This window comes from Citrobacter sp. Cpo037 (genome assembly GCF_030332945.1).
Taxonomy (GTDB): domain Bacteria; phylum Pseudomonadota; class Gammaproteobacteria; order Enterobacterales; family Enterobacteriaceae; genus Citrobacter; species Citrobacter portucalensis.
Window position 1 is genome coordinate 100,918 of the sequence record NZ_JAOWGW010000055.1, and the last position, 16,838, is coordinate 117,755.

13 protein-coding genes and 1 pseudogene are annotated in these 16,838 nt (G+C 51.4%); 5 read left to right on the plus strand and 9 right to left on the minus strand.

Translation table 11 applies throughout. The annotated features are described in order from the left end of the window. Positions 1-18 precede the first annotated feature (18 nt). Together OGX94_RS10285 and queC are read left to right on the plus strand one after the other, a co-directional pair. Positions 19-1,713, plus strand: a pseudogene (locus tag OGX94_RS10285) (SgrR family transcriptional regulator); the annotation flags it as partial. A gap of 71 nt (positions 1,714-1,784) precedes the next feature. Further along, positions 1,785-2,480 carry a 7-cyano-7-deazaguanine synthase QueC gene (gene queC, locus OGX94_RS10290; protein WP_257661420.1) on the plus strand — a complete coding sequence of 232 codons (696 nt, stop codon included), beginning with the start codon at positions 1,785-1,787 and terminating at the stop codon, positions 2,478-2,480. A gap of 105 nt (positions 2,481-2,585) precedes the next feature. Here queC and fadM read toward each other — a convergent pair whose 3' ends face one another. The 9 genes from fadM to bolA form a co-directional block, all read right to left on the minus strand. Continuing rightward, a complete protein-coding gene (gene fadM, locus OGX94_RS10295; RefSeq protein ID WP_003021636.1) occupies positions 2,586-2,984 on the minus strand; it encodes a long-chain acyl-CoA thioesterase FadM in 399 nt (132 codons plus the stop codon). A 106-nt stretch (positions 2,985-3,090) separates the two neighbouring features. Continuing rightward, positions 3,091-3,465 (minus strand): helix-hairpin-helix domain-containing protein, encoded by a 375-nt coding sequence (locus OGX94_RS10300; RefSeq protein WP_003831017.1) that lies wholly within the window; start codon positions 3,463-3,465, stop codon positions 3,091-3,093. 147 nt (positions 3,466-3,612) lie between these two features. Beyond that, positions 3,613-5,487 (minus strand): peptidylprolyl isomerase, encoded by a 1,875-nt coding sequence (ppiD, locus tag OGX94_RS10305; protein ID WP_257661419.1) that lies wholly within the window; start codon positions 5,485-5,487, stop codon positions 3,613-3,615. Between the two features lie 268 nt (positions 5,488-5,755). Beyond that, complete coding sequence (hupB, locus tag OGX94_RS10310; protein WP_219352570.1) at positions 5,756-6,046, minus strand: nucleoid-associated protein HU-beta; 291 nt, start codon at positions 6,044-6,046, stop codon at positions 5,756-5,758. 190 nt (positions 6,047-6,236) lie between these two features. Then, positions 6,237-8,591 (minus strand): endopeptidase La, encoded by a 2,355-nt coding sequence (gene lon, locus OGX94_RS10315; RefSeq protein WP_003831014.1) that lies wholly within the window; start codon positions 8,589-8,591, stop codon positions 6,237-6,239. A 184-nt stretch (positions 8,592-8,775) separates the two neighbouring features. Further along, a complete protein-coding gene (gene clpX, locus OGX94_RS10320; protein ID WP_003831013.1) occupies positions 8,776-10,050 on the minus strand; it encodes an ATP-dependent protease ATP-binding subunit ClpX in 1,275 nt (424 codons plus the stop codon). A 126-nt stretch (positions 10,051-10,176) separates the two neighbouring features. Continuing rightward, entirely contained in the window at positions 10,177-10,800 is a 624-nt protein-coding gene (clpP, locus tag OGX94_RS10325; RefSeq protein ID WP_003021624.1) for an ATP-dependent Clp endopeptidase proteolytic subunit ClpP, read from the minus strand. 247 nt (positions 10,801-11,047) lie between these two features. Next, positions 11,048-12,346: a trigger factor gene (tig, locus tag OGX94_RS10330; RefSeq protein WP_257661418.1), complete on the minus strand. Its 1,299-nt coding sequence runs from the start codon at positions 12,344-12,346 to the stop codon at positions 11,048-11,050. 344 nt (positions 12,347-12,690) lie between these two features. Then, complete coding sequence (gene bolA / locus OGX94_RS10335) at positions 12,691-13,008, minus strand: transcriptional regulator BolA (RefSeq protein ID WP_003021619.1); 318 nt, start codon at positions 13,006-13,008, stop codon at positions 12,691-12,693. Positions 13,009-13,314: 306 nt separating this feature from the next. On the opposite strand from bolA, the gene OGX94_RS10340 reads away from it, so the two are divergent. From OGX94_RS10340 to cyoA, 3 genes are all read left to right on the plus strand, one after another. Continuing rightward, positions 13,315-13,893, plus strand: a complete 579-nt coding sequence (locus tag OGX94_RS10340) for a lipoprotein (RefSeq protein ID WP_003831011.1) — start codon at positions 13,315-13,317, stop codon at positions 13,891-13,893. A gap of 44 nt (positions 13,894-13,937) precedes the next feature. Further along, positions 13,938-15,413: a muropeptide MFS transporter AmpG gene (gene ampG, locus OGX94_RS10345; RefSeq protein WP_257661417.1), complete on the plus strand. Its 1,476-nt coding sequence runs from the start codon at positions 13,938-13,940 to the stop codon at positions 15,411-15,413. A 460-nt stretch (positions 15,414-15,873) separates the two neighbouring features. Continuing rightward, a complete protein-coding gene (gene cyoA, locus OGX94_RS10350) occupies positions 15,874-16,821 on the plus strand; it encodes a cytochrome o ubiquinol oxidase subunit II (RefSeq protein WP_003831009.1) in 948 nt (315 codons plus the stop codon). The last annotated feature ends 17 nt before the right edge of the window (positions 16,822-16,838 follow it).

Here is a 16,838-nt window from a genome sequence, read left to right on the forward strand (position 1 = left end):
CTGAAGGAAAAAGTATCAATGCGTCTGCTTAATCGCCTGAACCAGTACCAACGCCTGTGGCTGCCCTCGAACGGCGAACCGCAGTCGGTGACCGTCGGGGAACTGGCCGAACGCTGTTTTTGTAGCGAACGCCATGTGCGTACCCTGCTAAAGCAAGCGCAGGATGCGGGCTGGCTGGAGTGGCATGCCCAGTCGGGGCGCGGGAAACGCGGGCAACTGCGGTTTTTAGTGACGCCAGATTCACTGCGCAACACCATGATGGAACAGGCGCTGCAAAAGGGAGAGCAGCTTAGCGTACTGGAACTGGCTCAGTTGGCTCCGGGCGAATTAAGAACACTGCTACAACCGTTTATGGGCGGTCAGTGGCAAAACGACACGCCAACCCTACGTATCCCCTATTACCGCCCGCTCGACCCCTTGCACCCCGGTTTTCTCCCTGGTCGCGCGGAGCAACACCTCGCCGGACAAGTTTTCTCTGGCCTGACCCGGTTTGACAGCACTACGCAACGTCCTTGTGGAGACTTAGCCCACCACTGGAATATTTCCGCTGACGGCCTGCGCTGGGATTTCTATATTCGTTCCACCCTGCATTGGCATAACGGTGATACGGTAAGCAGCTCACAGCTACATCAGCAGTTGCTGAAGCTGTTAGAACTCCCCGCGCTGAATAAGCTGTTTATCAGCGTAAAGCGCATTGAGGTGACGCATCCCCAGTGTCTGACCTTTATTCTGCATCGTCCCGACTTCTGGCTGGCGCACCGTCTGGCAAGCTACAGCAGTCACCTGGCGCATCCTGAGCACCCGTTTGTGGGTACCGGCCCGTTCCGGTTGACGCTGTTTACTCCTGAGCTGGTGCGTATCGAGAGCCATGATCACTACCATCTGAGTCATCCGCTGCTAAAAGCCATTGAATACTGGATAACCCCACAGCTCTTCTCCCAGGATCTGGGCACCAGCTGTCGCCATCCGGTGCAAATTGCGATTGGTAAACCCGAAGAGTTGCCTATGCTAAGCCAGGTAAGCAGCGGGATCAGTCTTGGTTTTTGCTATCTCACGCTCAGAAAAAGCGCGCACCTGAATACGCAGCAGGCCCGTAGACTGATCAATATCATCCACCGTTCTTCCCTGCTACAAACGCTTGAAGTGGATGAAAATCTGATCACGCCAAGCAATGCACTGCTCCCCGGATGGACTATCCCACAATGGGATGAACTCGATGAGGTGGCATTACCGGAAAAGCTGACGCTGGCTTATCACCTGCCGGTAGAACTTCACGCTATGGCTGAACAGCTTCGCCAGGCGCTGGCGCTGCTCGGCTGTGAATTAACGCTTATTTTTCATAATGCTAAAAACTGGGATGGCGATCATCCCTTAGCCCAGGCCGACCTGATGATGGGCGACAGGCTGATTGGTGAGGCACCTGAATATACTCTCGAACAGTGGTTGCGCTGCGATCAGCTCTGGTCACATGTATTGAATGCGCCAGCATACACACATTTGCAAACGACCCTGGATGCCCTTCAAATCCAGGCCGATGAGGACGATCGCCACGCTGCTTTACAACAAGTTTTCGCCACGCTAATGCATGACGCTACCCTGACCCCACTGTTCAATTATCACTATCGCATCAGCGCGCCACCGGGCGTGAACGGCGTACGCCTGAATCCTCGTGGCTGGTTCGAGTTTACCGAAGCCTGGCTGCCACCTCCTTCAGCGTTAAGAAGCTGGTCGACGGCACGTCCAGGCGCTACCATAAGGGCTTCGTTATTTTGTCAGGAAAAGCCATGAAACGTGCCGTTGTTGTATTCAGTGGAGGTCAGGACTCCACGACTTGTCTGGCGCAAGCGCTGCATCAGTATGATGAAGTGCACTGCGTGACCTTTGATTATGGTCAGCGCCATCGCGCTGAGATTGATGTCGCACGTGACCTGGCCTTAAAACTTGGCGCGCGCGCGCACAAAGTACTTGATGTCACATTGCTCAGTGAACTGGCTGTCAGCAGCCTGACCCGCAATAACATTCCGGTACCCGATTACGAACCGGATGCGAACGGCATTCCCAATACCTTTGTGCCAGGACGCAATATTCTGTTCTTAACGCTGGCAGCAATTTACGCGTACCAGGTGCAGGCAGAGGCGGTCATTACCGGCGTTTGTGAGACCGATTTCTCCGGCTATCCGGACTGTCGCGATGAGTTCGTTAAAGCCCTGAACCATGCTGTAAGCCTGGGGATGGCGAAAGATATTCGCTTTGAAACCCCACTGATGTGGATCGATAAAGCCGAAACCTGGGCACTGGCCGATTATTGGGGCAAGCTGGACCTGGTACGCGAAGAAACGCTGACCTGCTATAACGGCATCAAAGGTGACGGTTGCGGTCACTGTGCGGCGTGTAATCTGCGTGCCAACGGCCTGAACCATTATCTGGCGGATAAACCGGCAGTGATGGCGGCAATGAAGCAGAAAACCGGGTTAAAGTGATTGTATTGCCGGATTGCGCTTTGCTTATCCGGCCTACAGGCAGTCGCAGCAACTCATGTAGGCCGGATAAGACGCTTGAGCGTCACCTTCCGGCAGTCGCAGCCACTACTGCACCATCTGCTCCAGTTTTTCGCGCAACTCCCCTTCCAGCGGCAACGCTTTTTGCGTTTTCAAATCAATACAGACGAACGTAATCAGCGCGTCTGCCACCACCTGCCCTTCCGGCTCCAGGGTAATGGTCTGGTTTAACACGCCACTTTTGCCATTTAACTGTTGAACCTGACTGGTGATGGTCAGCAGATCGCTCAGCACCGCAGGTCGCCGGTAGTTGATATTAATATTCACGACCACAAAAGCGATGTTGTGTGCGGTCATCCACTGAAAGCTGTCGCTGTTTTCCAGACCATCCCAGCGGGCCTCTTCCAGAAACTCCAGATAGCGGGCATTGTTAACGTGCTGATAGACATCAAGATGAAAACCACGGACTTTGATTTGTGTTTGCATAGCGCAGGAGCCTTACGTTGTTTTTATAGGAACAGACTTTTGAGTAAAGAGGTCATAACTGGTATGACCTCTACAGTCTGGCAAACTTTCAGCGCTCTGCAAGTTATTAAAGTGTTAAAACTGCCAGGTTACGCTCAACCAGTGAACTGCCCATGCCCGGCACCTGTTTTAAATCATCCACCGTTTTAAACGGCCCGTACTCCTCACGATAGCTCACAATCGCCTGCGCTTTCTTTAGACCCACGCCATTCATAACTCGCGCTAAATCCTCCGCAGAAGCGCTGTTGATGCTTACCCTGGTGCCCTCATCGTCGCTTGCTTTAGCGGGCAGTGTGGCTTTGCTTTGTGCCGCCCCTGGGTTTTCCGCTTTGGTTTGAGTCGCCTGGCTTTTGGCGACAGGCTCAGCCGCCAATGCGGTTTGGGCCATACCAGCGCAGGTCAATGAAAGAGTGATAAGCAGAGCTTTGATTCCATGTTTCATACTGTTTTCTCCTTGTTTGTTAACAGTGGAATCACGATAGCGAGGTGCAGAACGGCAGACAAACGGCAAATATCAGAAATGGAAAAGGCCGCGAAAGCGGCCTTTGGTAGATACAACTTTTTGCAATTTTTTTGCGAACTGCCTCGGTTATTGCTGCTGTTCCAGCGCATCACCGATTTTAATTTTTGCGGCTTTACGCAGGTTGCTCATCAGCGCTTCGAAGACAATCTGCGCGTTGTTCTGAGTGATCCCCTGAACCATCGCTTTCTTCTGCGCTTCAGGCATAGAACCAGCTTTCACCTCGTCCAACGCCAACAGAACAACGTTACCCTGCATGTCGTTCGCGACGCCGTAGCTCGGTTTGTCTTTCGCCGGCAGGCTCAGACCAAAGGCAGCCTGGCTCAGCGGATCCTGACCCGTACGGCTCAGCGTTTTCGCCTCACCAAAGCTCAGACCCGCCGCTTTCATCGCTTCATCGCCTTTACCGGCTTTCAGATCCGCCAGCAGTTTATCGGCATCAAGCTTCGCCTGCTGCTCTGCTTTATTGTGCTTAACGAGCGCAGTTACCTGCTCTTTCACTTCAGCCAGTGGCTTCACGGCTTCGGCTTTGTGCTCTGCAATACGCAACACGAACGCACGATCGCCGTCCACGGTGATGATATCGGAGTTACTGCCAGGCGTACCGTTCTCACCAACCAGACCACCATTGAAAATGATGTCAGCGACTGGTTTGAAATTCAGTTCTTCCGGCAGGCTGTCACGGCTAAACCAGCCCGTTTCAACCGCTTTCATACCCGCAGCCTGCTCTGCACCCGCCAGAGATTCGTTATCGTTGCTGGCCGCGTCGCTGACTTTCTGCTGCAGCGCATAGTAGGCATCCAGCGCTTTTTCCTGCTTCACTTTTGCCGCAATCTCGTCACGGGCTTCGCTCAGCGGTTTAACTTGCGCAGGCTGTACGTCGTCAAGACGCGCAACGAGGAAACCAACGGAAGACTTAATTACGCCAGACAGTTGGCCTTTTTCTTTCAGACCAGCATTTTTCAGCTCATCCGGGGTAGTGGAATCTTCCAGCCATCCCATATCACCGCCTTTACGAGCAGAGATGATATCGGCAGATTTTTCTTTCGCCAGCGCAGCGAAGTCACCGCCTTTGTTCAGCTCATCCAGTACCGCTTTGGCTTCATCTTCCGTTTTGGTCTGAATGATGCTGTAGCGGTTACGCTGCGGCTGAGTGAACTGATCCTGATGCTGGTCATAGTAAGACTGAATATCAGCATCGCTGGCCGTCTCCTGCATAGCAGCAGCGTCCAGCTTGATGTAGCTCACGCGGAACTGTTCCGGCGTCATAAAGTTGTTTTTATTCTGCTCGTAGTAGCTGGCAACTTCCTGCTCGGTAATAGATTGCTTCGCGGCCAGTGCGTTAACGTCAATCGTCGCCTCACGCACGATACGCTGCTGTGCGACCAGCGCCGCCAGTTCATCCGTTTCGCCTTTCAGCATGAAGTCCGTACCGGCAACACCGTTAATCAGCTGCTGTGTCGTGAGCTGATTACGTAATGCCTGTGCGTACTGGTCTGCAGTCATTCCCATTTGATTGACAATCGCGTTGTAGCGGTTGTTATCAAACTTGCCGTCCACCTGGAACGCAGGCGTGGCGAAAATGGCCTGTTTAACCTGATCGTCGCTGATGTTGAGCTTAAGCTCGCGGGAATACTGATCCAGCAGCGCTTCGTCAACAAGACGATTCAGCACCTGCTGACGCAGCGTTTTCATATAACCTTCGTTCGCGGCCAGCTCGGAGTATTGATCGCCCAGCTGTTGCTGCATGCGGTTACGTTCGCTGTTGAACGCATTCTCGAACTGCCCGCGGCTGATCTCCTGGCCATTCACTTTGGCGGCGAAGTTATTGCCCCCGCCAATCAGGTAACCACTCACGCCGGTCAAAATGAACGACACGATAATGATACCGAAAATAATCTTGAGCACGAGACTGTTAGCAGCCGTGCGTAAGCTGTCCATCATGGTGTAACCACACTCCGCTGTAGATGACTATACGCGTTATCCTCTCTGCTGCCCCCGCGTTGATGACAACAACGGCAACAAGGATTTTGAGTATATATGCTTCACGCAGCATAGCGTTTCCTGAACGCTGCGCACAAAGGTCTATTGTGACAAGAAACAGGGGCAATTGTCAGCCCACAACGCGTAGAAAGTACCGGAATTACAAATAAAAAAGGCACATCAGTCGATGCGCCCTTGTACTTCGTCACATCCCCAAAGGGGAAATCACTTAGTTTACCGCGTCTTTCAGTGCTTTACCTGCACGGAAGCCCGGTACTTTAGCCGCGGCGATGGTGATCTCTTTACCTGTTTGCGGGTTGCGACCAGTACGGGCAGCACGCTCTTTAACGGCAAAAGTACCAAAACCTACCAGCGCTACGTCATCACCTTCTTTCAGAGATTCGGTAACAGAAGCAATAATTGCATCTAACGCACGTCCAGCCGCAGCTTTAGAGATATCAGCCCCTGCAGCAATTTTGTCGATCAGTTGAGATTTATTCACTCTTCTCTTCCTCTTTATAATTTATATCGCACCTGAATCCTTCAAAGTGCGACCGCGCAGCAGTTATATCAGGCCTGCCATGCCCTTACAACACCCGTTAATGATGGCAAGCCTAATCCGTTATCTAAATTAGCTATACAAAAAAAGGCTGGCAAGCCCGAAATGGCCTGCCAGCCCTGTTTTTATTAATGCTCTTTGCGCGAGGTCACTATTTTGCCGTCACAACCTGCATTCCAGAGGGTTCATTTTGCAACGCAAGAGTCAGAACTTCCTCAATACGTTTCACCGGGTGAATATTAAGATCGGCAATTACGTTGTCCGGAATCTCTTCCAGGTCACGTTTGTTCTCATCGGGAATTAAGACCGTCTTAATGCCGCCACGGTGTGCCGCCAGCAGTTTTTCTTTCAAACCACCGATAGGCAGAACCTGACCACGCAGGGTGATCTCACCCGTCATCGCTACGTCGGCGCGAACTGGGTTACCGGTAAGACAAGACACCAGCGCAGTACACATAGCAATACCCGCACTTGGACCGTCTTTCGGCGTCGCCCCTTCAGGTACGTGAACGTGGATGTCGCGTTTTTCGTAAAAGTCCGGGTTAATACCCAGTTTTTCCGCACGCGCGCGCACCACAGTCAGCGCAGCCTGAATCGACTCCTGCATGACTTCACCCAGAGAACCGGTGTAGGTCAACTTACCTTTACCCGGTACGCAGGCGGTTTCGATAGTCAGCAGATCGCCGCCAACTTCCGTCCACGCCAGACCCGTCACCTGGCCAACGCGGTTTTCGTTATCCGCGCGGCCATAGTCAAAGCGCTGTACACCCAGATAGTCGTGCAGGTTGTCGCCATTGATCTCAATATGTTTCAGCGATTTATCCAGCAGCAGCTGTTTCACCGCTTTACGGCACAGTTTAGAGATTTCACGTTCCAGACTACGCACGCCTGCTTCACGAGTGTAGTAACGAATAATGCCCACAATGGCGCTATCGTCGACCGTCAGCTCACCTTTTTTCAGCGCATTACGCTCAATCTGTTTCGGCAACAGGTGACGTTTGGCAATGTTCAGCTTTTCGTCTTCGGTATAACCGGACAGACGGATCACTTCCATACGATCCAGCAACGGTGCCGGAATATTCATGGAGTTAGAGGTCGCAACAAACATCACATCGCTGAGATCGTAGTCCACTTCCAGGTAGTGATCGCTGAACGCCACGTTCTGCTCTGGATCCAGCACTTCGAGCAGTGCGGAAGCCGGATCGCCACGCATGTCGGAAGACATTTTGTCGATCTCATCAAGCAGGAACAGCGGGTTTTTAACGCCCACTTTGGCCATTTTCTGGATCAGTTTACCCGGCATAGAACCGATATAGGTCCGGCGGTGACCGCGAATTTCGGCTTCATCACGCACGCCGCCCAGCGCCATACGGATGTATTTACGCCCAGTTGCCTTAGCGATGGACTGCCCCAGAGAGGTTTTACCTACCCCCGGCGGTCCAACCAGACACAGGATCGGCCCCTTGATTTTATTTACACGGCTTTGAACCGCGAGATACTCAAGAATACGGTCTTTGACGCGCTCCAGACCATAATGGTCGGTATCGAGGATTTCCTGCGCCTGACGTAGGTCTTTTTTGACCTTGCTACGCGCATTCCACGGCACCTGTACCATCCAGTCGATGTAGCCACGCACCACGGTCGCTTCCGCCGACATAGGAGACATCATTTTCAGCTTCTGCAGTTCTGCTTCCGCTTTCTCTTTTGCCTCTTTCGGCATTTTCGCCGCATCGATTTTACGCTTCAACGCTTCGTTTTCGTCCGGTGCATCGTCCATCTCACCGAGTTCTTTCTGAATAGCTTTCATCTGCTCGTTCAGATAGTACTCGCGCTGAGATTTTTCCATCTGCTTTTTCACGCGGTTGCGAATGCGTTTCTCAACCTGCAGCAGATCGATTTCAGACTCCATCATCGCCATCAGATATTCCAGACGTTCGTTAACGTCGGACATCTCCAGCACGGACTGCTTGTCAGCCAGCTTCAGCGGCATGTGTGCAGCGATGGTATCCGCCAGACGTGCAGGATCGTCAATGCTGTTCAGCGACGTCAGCACTTCTGGTGGAATTTTCTTGTTCAGCTTGATATAGCCTTCGAACTGGCTGATAGCGGTACGCACCAGCACTTCCTGTTCGCGCTCATCAATAGCAGGCGAGTCAAGGTACTCTGCTTTCGCAGAGAAATGCTCGCCGTTGTCAGACAGCGCAGAAATACGCGCACGCTGTAACCCCTCGACCAGCACTTTTACGGTGCCGTCAGGCAGTTTCAGCATCTGCAAAATAGAGGCCACGGTCCCGACGGTGAAAAGATCGTTTACACCCGGCTCATCCGTTGACGCTTCTTTCTGTGCGACCAGCATGATTTTTTTATCATGGTCCATAGCCGCTTCCAGACAACGGATAGATTTTTCCCGCCCTACAAATAAGGGTATGACCATGTGCGGATAAACCACCACATCGCGCAACGGCAATACGGGGATTTCAATGCGTTCAGAACGCTCAGGATTCATAGAGCTCTCTCTTAGTTTAGTTTCCGCCAGGTAATCAGGTGGTACGACTGTGCTTCACACCACCTTTAACATGTATGTCAGTATATGGGGATGTTTCCCACACATTCAACGCCATGTTTACGGAAAAATAAAAGGGGAGATAAAATCCCCCCTTTTTAATTAAATGTCTGTATGAATTGATGAATTATTCGCCAGATGCCTGCTGCGCTTCCGGCTTACCGTAAATCAGCAATGGCTTGCTCTGACCGCCAATCACCGACTCGTCGATCACCACTTTTTCGACGTCTTCCATAGAAGGCAGATCGTACATGGTGTCGAGCAGCGCGGCTTCGACGATAGAACGCAGACCACGAGCACCGGTTTTACGCGCCATCGCTTTCTTAGCGATCGCATCCAGCGCTTCCTCACGGAATTCCAGATCGACACCTTCAAGATTGAACAGCGCCTGGTACTGCTTGGTCAGGGCGTTTTTCGGCTCTTTGAGGATCTGGATCAACGCTTCTTCGCTCAGCTCGCTCAGCGTCGCCACCACCGGCAGACGGCCGATGAACTCAGGGATCAGACCAAATTTGATCAGATCTTCCGGTTCGACCTGCGACAGCAGTTCACCTTCGCTGGCTTTATCAGACTGCGCTTTTACCGTTGCGCCAAAACCAATGCCGGAGCCGGTTTCAACACGGTTAGCAATTACTTTATCCAGACCGGCAAAGGCACCACCGCAGATAAACAGGATCTTGGAGGTATCAACCTGCAGGAATTCCTGCTGAGGATGTTTACGACCACCCTGCGGCGGAACGGCAGCAACCGTCCCTTCGATCAGTTTCAACAGCGCCTGCTGTACACCTTCGCCGGAAACGTCACGGGTAATAGATGGGTTATCAGACTTACGTGAAATCTTGTCGATCTCATCGATATAGACAATCCCACGCTGTGCTTTCTGCACGTCGTAATCGCACTTCTGCAACAGTTTCTGAATAATATTTTCAACATCTTCACCCACATAACCGGCTTCGGTCAGCGTGGTGGCATCAGCCATGGTGAACGGAACGTCCAGCAGGCGCGCCAGCGTTTCAGCCAGCAGTGTTTTACCGGAACCCGTTGGGCCAATCAGCAGGATGTTACTTTTGCCCAACTCGACGCCATTGCTGGTGTCGCCGTTGCGCAGACGTTTGTAATGGTTGTATACCGCGACCGCCAGCACTTTCTTCGCCTGCTCCTGACCGATAACGTAATCGTCCAGGTGGTTGCGAATTTCATGTGGCGTCGGCAGCGCACTGCGTTCACGGTGCGGTGCTACTTCCTTAATCTCTTCGCGAATGATGTCGTTGCATAAATCAACACATTCGTCGCAGATATACACGGATGGACCGGCAATCAGCTTACGCACTTCATGCTGGCTTTTGCCGCAAAAAGAGCAGTACAACAATTTGCCCGAGCCATCTTTGCGTTTATCTGTCATGGGTCAAAACCTCTTCTTTGTTCTTTGTGCCGCACACGACGACGCAAATGCCATTCTCAGGCGCAAGACGCTAGTCAGCGTTGTGCCGCTCCAGGTAATTATAGCGGCACACCTGCGCACTGGGCATTAATTACGATGGGTCAAAATCGAGTCGACCAGACCGTACTCTACCGCTTCAGAAGCGGAGAGGAAGCGATCGCGCTCGGTATCACGTTCAATCTGCTCAAGAGATTGACCCGTATGATGCGCCATAAGTTCGTTCATGCGCCCTTTTACCTTCAGGATTTCACGGGCATGAATTTCAATATCCGTTGCCTGGCCCTGGTAACCGCCCAGAGGCTGGTGGATCATGACGCGAGAGTTAGGCAGGCAAAAACGTTTGCCTTTCGCCCCGGCGGTCAGCAGGAACGCACCCATTGAGGCCGCCTGGCCCATACAAATGGTGCTGACGTCCGGCTTAATAAACTGCATGGTGTCATAGATAGACATCCCGGCAGTGATCACTCCACCAGGGGAGTTGATGTACAGGTAGATATCTTTTTCTGGGTTTTCTGCTTCCAGGAACAGCATCTGCGCCACGATCAGGTTAGCCATATGGTCTTCGACCTGGCCGGTCAGAAAAATGACGCGTTCCTTAAGTAGACGAGAATAGATATCAAAAGAGCGCTCACCACGTGAGGTCTGTTCAATGACCATCGGCACCAGCGCCATATGGGGTGCAAAGTTATCTCGTTCGCCGCTGTATGACATTTCCGTCTCCTGGATAAAATTTGAAAAAACCTGCTGTGCTGATTGTAACCTTATGGACGGATTATCAGCTAGTCCCTCAGTAATGGGTACGACATCGCCATAATTCAAGCATAACAATCTTTTGTTGTAACGCTAACACTGAAACGCTGTTTTCGCACTCTTCCCATGCAAAATGCGTGACAAAAAAAAACCCGCCACCAAAAGGTGACGGGCTTGCGTACGAAATTCGAGCTAAAAAAGCGACGAATTACGCCTGCTGATTCATCAGTTCGTTGAAGGAAGTGGCTTTTTCAGTCACTTTCGCTTTCGCCAGAACGGCTTCAACAGCCTGCTCTTCCAGAGCGACGTTACGCATGTTGTCCATCAGCTCTTTGTTTTTGCTGTAGAACTCAATAACTTCTTTCGGATCTTCGTAAGCAGAAGCCATCTCTTCGATCAGGCCTTTAACGCGATCTTCGTCAGCTTTCAGTTCGTTGGTACGAATCACTTCGCCCAGCAGCAGACCAACAACTACGCGACGCTTAGCCTGTTCTTCGAACAGTTCACGCGGCAGTTCCAGAGCTTGTTTCTCGTTGCCACCGAAACGCTGTGCAGCCTGACGACGCAGAACGTCGATTTCGCTGTCGATCAGTGCAGCCGGAACGTCGATGTCGTTAGCTTTTACCAGACCTTCGATCGCCTGAGACTTAACGCGGTTACGCACAGCGCCTTTCAGCTCGCGTTCCATGTTTTTACGGACTTCAGCGCGCAGACCTGCTACGGAACCATCTTCAACGCCGAAACGTTTGATGAATTCTTCAGTCAGTTCCGGCAGTTCGCGTTCTTCAACTTTCTTCAGGTTGATAACGAACTTCGCAGCTTTACCTTTCAGGTTTTCAGCGTGGTACTCTTCCGGGAAGGTCACGTCGATAGTGAACTCTTCGCCAGCTTTGTGGCCTTTAACGCCTTCTTCAAAGCCCGGGATCATACGACCCTGGCCCATCGCCAGTACGAAGTCAGACGCTTTGCCGCCTTCGAACTCTTCGCCGTCTACAGAACCGGTGAAGTCGATGGTTACACGGTCTTCTGCATCAGCAGCGCCGTCTTTGTCTTTCCAGGTAGCCTGCTGCTTGCGCAGGGTGTCCAGCATTACGTCAACGTCAGCGTCGGTAACTTCAACAACCGGTTTTTCAACTTCGATTGCTTCCAGGCCAGTCAGCTCAACTTCCGGGTAAACTTCGAACTCTACCGCGTAAGTAAAATCTTCACCCAGTTTGTATTCGCCCGGAACGTAGTTCGGTGCGCCAGCTGGATTGATTTTTTCTTTGATGATCGCGTCAACGAAGTTGCGGCTCATCAGGTCACCCAGAACGTCCTGGCGAACAGACGCGCCATAACGCTGAGCAACAACATTCATCGGTACTTTTCCTTTGCGGAAACCGTCAATACGCACTTTCTTCGCTACGTTGACCAGCTCGCTTTTCACAGCGGTCTCGATGCTGTCAGCAGCGATAGTAATCGTTACACGGCGGCCAAGGCCTTGAGTGGTTTCAACTGAAACTTGCATCTTGTTACCTCAAAAAATCACAGTGCTCGGTCAACTCTTCTCCGCAAGCACAGGTTGTTGGCTTCGCGGAACTGGGATGTTCTCATAAGCAATCACATTCCCTGTCGTCAGAATCATCCCGAAGACATTCCGAAAAATAAGACGCGCATTATAGCGGCATCACTTTTATGAGTCGAGAACGGTTATCGCGCGTTGCTGCGGCTTTTTTCACAATTCCCGGCTAATTTTTGTCTGAATACTGTACGACTGTCCCAGAATTCAGACAAAACAAAACGGCCCGCAGGCCGTTTTCACATAATCTGTAGCAACATACTGGAAAAGCGTCGGTTGTTGCAAATCCGTTTTTACGCGATGCTTCCCGCGCCACGACACGGAGGCGATGCAAAAATCGTATCCTGCAACGCTTCCCACTCCTTAATAGTGTAGGTATGCAGGGCAAGCGCATGAACGGTTGTGGAAAGTTCCGCCGTTAATGTGCTGTAAATCATCCGATGACGATTAAGAAAACGTTCACCTGTAAAGCGATCGCTAACCAGTACAACCTTAAAGTGGCTTTCAGAACCAGCCGGGACATTGTGACGATAGCTTTCATCCACAACTTCGAGGAACACGGGTTCGAACGCTGCCCTTAATTTTTCTTCTATTTGCTCACGAATCATCATGAAATTTTTCCTCCGACAACGCTGAGATGTCACCCATCCCTTTAAATACTAGCCGCTTTTACCGTTTTCATTACACCTTAGCAACAAAAAATTAGCGCTTGTCTGATTTTCTCATTCAAACGGATGAAGTTCACTGATTCCTCACTCCAATTTATTGCAAAAAGTCCGTTTATAGTCTCTACAAAGTCATAAAACGGACAACACAATGAATTTACATGCGTTACCCACTTCCCCTCATCGTTGGCGATGTTATGATGGCGGGAATTTTCTCTAACCATACAATTTAGATTCGCTGAGAGCCCTGGCATGTTTAAAAAAATCCTCGTCCCGTTTGTCGCACTGTTTATGTTAGCTGGATGCGCAACGCCGCCGACCACTATTGAAGTCTCCCCGAAAATTACCCTGCCGCAGCAGGACCCGAGCCTGATGGGTGTGACCGTTAGCATCAATGGTGCCGACCAGCGCCAGGATCAAGCGCTGGCAAAAGTCACCCGTGACAACCAACTGGTTACCCTGACCGCATCCCGCGATCTGCGTTTCCTGCTGCAAGAAGTGCTGGAAAAACAGATGACCGCACGTGGTTATATGATTGGACCAAACGGTGCAGTCAACCTGCAAATCATTGTTAGCCAGCTGTATGCTGACGTGTCTCAGGGTAGCGTGCGCTATAACATCGCCACCAAAGCAGACATCGCCATCATTGCAACTGCCGCCAACGGTAACAAGATGACCAAAAACTACCGTGCAAGCTATTCTGTTGAAGGTGCTCTGCAGGCCTCTAACAAAAATATCGCTAACGCCGTTAACAGCGTACTGACCGACACCATCGCTGATATGTCTCAGGACACCAGCGTTCACGATTTCATCAAGCAGAACGCTCGTTAATTTCTGCCCATATGGCCCGGCGTTCGTCGGGCCTATAGAAGCCCATGTCCAGTCATTACTTACGTATTTTTCAGCAGCCACGCTCAGCTATCCTGCTCATTCTGGGGTTCGCCTCCGGTTTACCGCTCGCGCTCACCTCCGGTACGCTCCAGGCGTGGATGACAGTCGAGAATATCGATCTTAAAACCATCGGTTTCTTTTCCCTGGTCGGTCAGGCCTACGTTTTTAAGTTTCTCTGGTCCCCGTTGATGGACCGTTACACGCCACCGTTTTTAGGTCGACGTCGCGGCTGGCTGCTGGCGACCCAGGTGCTGTTGTTAATTTCTATCGCCGCGATGGGCTTTCTGGAGCCTGGCACACAGTTACGCTGGATGGCCGCACTCGCAGTAGTGATCGCATTTTGCTCTGCATCGCAGGATATTGTCTTTGATGCCTGGAAAACCGACGTATTGCCCGCAGAAGACCGCGGCACCGGCGCGGCTATCAGCGTACTGGGCTATCGATTAGGGATGCTGGTTTCAGGCGGACTGGCCCTGTGGATGGCCGATCGCTGGCTGGGCTGGCAAGGGATGTACTGGCTGATGGCTGCGCTGTTGATTCCCTGTATCATCGCCACCCTGTTAGCGCCCGAACCGACTGACACCATTCCGGTGCCTAAAACGCTGGAACAAGCGGTTGCGGCTCCACTGCGCGACTTCTTTGGTCGTAATAACGCCTGGCTGATCCTACTGCTTATTGTGCTGTATAAGCTCGGGGATGCCTTCGCCATGAGCCTGACCACCACCTTTTTAATCCGTGGCGTTGGGTTTGATGCGGGTGAAGTTGGCGTGGTGAATAAGACACTGGGGCTACTGGCCACCATTGTTGGCGCGCTGTACGGTGGGATCCTGATGCAGCGCCTTTCTCTGTTCCGCGCATTGCTTATTTTCGGCATCCTGCAAGGGGCGTCGAATGCGGGCTACTGGCTACTGTCCATCACTGACAAACACATGTTCAGCATGGCGGCGGCCGTCTTCTTTGAAAACCTGTGCGGCGGAATGGGCACGGCGGCATTTGTCGCCTTATTAATGACGCTGTGCAATAAGTCCTTCTCAGCGACCCAGTTCGCCCTGCTCTCCGCGCTTTCAGCCGTTGGTCGCGTTTACGTTGGCCCGGTAGCGGGTTGGTTTGTCGAAGCACACGGCTGGCCGACGTTTTATCTGTTCTCCGTGTTTGCCGCGATCCCCGGTCTGATACTGCTGCTGGTATGTCGCAAGACCCTGGAACATAGCTGGCAAAATGAAAGCTTTATTCCGCGTACGGAATTTCGTGGAGCGTACAGTCTGGCATTAATGACGTTGGTAGTGGGCTGCTGCCTGCTGCTGGTTTGGCTGCTGCTGTTAACCATGAACGCGTTGGATTACACCAACTTCTCCTTCCTGCCAGAACTGCTTGAAGTCTCAGTGGTGGTCGCGGTCTGCGGGGTCGTTTTTGGTGGATTGCTGGATTATCTGGCACTGCGAAAAACACGTCTGGCGTAAAAAACCCGCATTAATATCGCCGTTGTAATCACCCTACGTAATTATAACGGCGAAATAAGCAACAACTGCTAAAAATAATATTTGTTATTTTGTGCGCCAAAGAATTTGGAAATTATTGACGCCTTTTATATATACTATTTTCCTTACTCGATTCAGCCACGAAAGATTTATTTTTTGTTCCTCAATTGTCCCTTTATTGATAATCAATTGTTAAACAATTGTTTTATTTTCGTATTGGTTATACCAATTGCCCTCAGTACGCCCCCCACCTGCCCGCTTTCGTTATAACGTGATGTTGCAACAGGTTCTTAAAGCCAAAGCGACATATATTGCAACATATGTGACATGCACGGCAGAACCCAGTAACACAGATCTAGAGATGTTTACAGTAATGTAACCTTCCCGTAAAATGCCCTCACACTTTAAACGCCACCCGGTCCCGTGGAATTGAGGTCGTTAAATGAGACTCAGGAAATACAATAAAAGTTTGGGATGGTTGTCATTAATTGCAGGCACTGCATTACTCAGTGGCTGTAATTCTGCGCTGCTTGACCCTAAAGGACAGATTGGACTGGAACAACGGTCATTGATACTGACGGCATTTGGCCTGATGTTGATTGTCGTTATTCCCGCCATCTTGATGGCTGTTGGTTTTGCCTGGAAGTATCGTGCAAGCAATAAAGATGCGAAGTACAGCCCGAACTGGTCACACTCCAATAAAGTGGAAGCTGTGGTCTGGACGGTGCCGATCTTAATCATCATTTTCCTTGCCGTCCTGACCTGGAAAACCACTCACGCTCTTGAGCCAAGCAAACCGCTGGCGCATGACGAGAAGCCCATTACCATCGAAGTGGTTTCCATGGACTGGAAATGGTTCTTCATCTATCCGGAACAGGGTATCGCTACCGTGAATGAAATCGCCTTCCCGGCGAATACTCCGGTTGAATTCAAAGTGACTTCCAACTCCGTGATGAACTCCTTCTTTATCCCGCGTCTGGGTAGCCAGATTTATGCCATGGCCGGTATGCAGACTCGACTGCATCTGATCGCCAACGAAGTCGGTACTTATGATGGTATCTCCGCAAGTTATAGCGGACCAGGCTTCTCCGGTATGAAGTTCAAGGCTATCGCAACAAAGGACCGCGCCGAATTCGACCAATGGGTTGCTAAAGCTAAACAGTCCACGAACACCATGAGCGACATGGCAGCGTTCGAGAAAGTGGCTGCGCCAAGCGAATACAACCAGGTGGAATACTTCTCCAACGTGAAACCGGATTTGTTTAAAGACGTTATTAACAAATTTATGGCTCACGGTAAGAGCATGGACATGTCCCAACCCGAAGGTGAGCACAGCGCACACGAAGGAATGGAAGGCATGGACATGAGCCACGCGGAATCCGCTCACTAAGGGGCCGAGGAAGAATA

Bases quoted from the DNA above. Each gene is read 5' to 3' on its own strand.
- queC (WP_257661420.1), top strand. From the start codon at position 1,785: ATGAAACGTGCCGTTGTTGTATTCAGTGGAGGTCAGGACTCCACGACT.
- fadM (WP_003021636.1), bottom strand. From the start codon at position 2,984: ATGCAAACACAAATCAAAGTCCGTGGTTTTCATCTTGATGTCTATCAG.
- OGX94_RS10300 (WP_003831017.1), bottom strand. From the start codon at position 3,465: ATGAAACATGGAATCAAAGCTCTGCTTATCACTCTTTCATTGACCTGC.
- ppiD (WP_257661419.1), bottom strand. From the start codon at position 5,487: ATGATGGACAGCTTACGCACGGCTGCTAACAGTCTCGTGCTCAAGATT.
- lon (WP_003831014.1), bottom strand. From the start codon at position 8,591: ATGAATCCTGAGCGTTCTGAACGCATTGAAATCCCCGTATTGCCGTTG.
- clpX (WP_003831013.1), bottom strand. From the start codon at position 10,050: ATGACAGATAAACGCAAAGATGGCTCGGGCAAATTGTTGTACTGCTCT.
- clpP (WP_003021624.1), bottom strand. From the start codon at position 10,800: ATGTCATACAGCGGCGAACGAGATAACTTTGCACCCCATATGGCGCTG.
- tig (WP_257661418.1), bottom strand. From the start codon at position 12,346: ATGCAAGTTTCAGTTGAAACCACTCAAGGCCTTGGCCGCCGTGTAACG.
- bolA (WP_003021619.1), bottom strand. From the start codon at position 13,008: ATGATGATTCGTGAGCAAATAGAAGAAAAATTAAGGGCAGCGTTCGAA.
- OGX94_RS10340 (WP_003831011.1), top strand. From the start codon at position 13,315: ATGTTTAAAAAAATCCTCGTCCCGTTTGTCGCACTGTTTATGTTAGCT.
- ampG (WP_257661417.1), top strand. From the start codon at position 13,938: ATGTCCAGTCATTACTTACGTATTTTTCAGCAGCCACGCTCAGCTATC.
- cyoA (WP_003831009.1), top strand. From the start codon at position 15,874: ATGAGACTCAGGAAATACAATAAAAGTTTGGGATGGTTGTCATTAATT.